The 1,116-nt window shown below is 73.8% G+C and carries 2 protein-coding genes; both read left to right on the top strand.

Going from position 1 to position 1,116, the window contains the following annotated elements; all coding sequences use genetic code 11:
• Positions 1-615, top strand: a 615-nt coding sequence (locus tag ABZ281_RS50245) for a gamma-glutamyltransferase (RefSeq protein WP_356665612.1), incomplete at its 5' end; no start/stop codon positions are given.
• 85 nt (positions 616-700) lie between these two features.
• Positions 701-1,116: inositol monophosphatase family protein (locus ABZ281_RS50240; RefSeq protein WP_356665610.1), on the top strand; the 416-nt coding region annotated here is incomplete at its 3' end.

Below are 1,116 nucleotides of genomic sequence, written 5' to 3'. Positions count from 1 at the left end.
GACGGCACCACCCGCGGCGACACCTGCCACCTCGACGTCGTCGACCGCTGGGGCACCATGGTCTCGGCCACGCCCAGCGGCGGCTGGCTCCAGTCCAACCCGGTCGTGCCCGAACTCGGCTTCCCGCTCGGCACCCGGCTCCAGATGACGTGGCTGGAGGAGGGCCTGCCGGGCTCCCTCACCCCCGGCCGCCGCCCCCGCACCACCCTGACGCCCTCGATCGCCCTGCGCGACGGCGTGCCCGTCATGGCGTTCGGCACGCCCGGCGGGGACCAGCAGGACCAGTGGCAGCTGCACTTCTTCCTCGCGGTCGCGCTGCGCGCCCGGGTGCGCGGCGGCCCCGACCTCCAGGGCGCGATCGACGCCCCGAACTGGCACAACGACAGCTTCCCCGGGTCCTTCTACCCGCGCGGCATGCGCCCGGGCAGCGTGACCGTGGAGTCCCGCACCGACCCGGCCGTCGTCGGGGAACTGCGGCGCCGCGGCCACGACGTGACCGTGGGCGGCCCCTGGTCGGAGGGCCGGCTGTGCGCGGTCGCCCGGGACCCGGAGACGGGCGTGTTGTCGTCGGCGGCGAACCCACGCGGGATGCAGGGGTACGCGGTGGGCCGGTGATCCGGCGGGCCGCTGTTCATCGCGATGCCACCCGGAGTGCACCCGGCGGGCGGACGTTGTCAGTGGCACGTGTTGTCATGGAGGGGTGATCGACAGCAACGAAACCATCGAAGAGTTTCTCTCAGAGCACGCCTCCGACGTCGAAGAGGCGATCCGCAAGGCCGCCGCCACCGAGATCATGCCCCGCTGGCGCAGGCTGGCAGCGCACGAGGTCGACCAGAAGAGCGGCCCGCACGACCTGGTGACCGACGCCGACCGCAAGGCCGAGCTGTACCTGACCGAGGCCCTGGCCGCCCTGCTGCCCGGTTCGGTCGTGGTCGGCGAGGAGGCGGTGCACGCCAACCCCGCGTCGTACGGAGCGATACGCGGCGACGCCCCGGTCTGGATCGTCGACCCGGTCGACGGGACGCGCCAGTTCGTGCGCGGCGAAGCGGGGTTCTGCACCCTGGTCGCGCTGGCCCACCGCGGCACCCCGCTCGCGTCCTGGACGTACGCGCCGGC

This window comes from Streptomyces sp. NPDC006265 (genome assembly GCF_040613555.1).
In the GTDB taxonomy this organism is placed as follows: Bacteria; Actinomycetota; Actinomycetes; order Streptomycetales; family Streptomycetaceae; genus Streptomyces.
The sequence above is the reverse complement of the archived record's forward strand: the minus strand, read 5'-3'. Positions and strand labels throughout refer to the sequence as shown.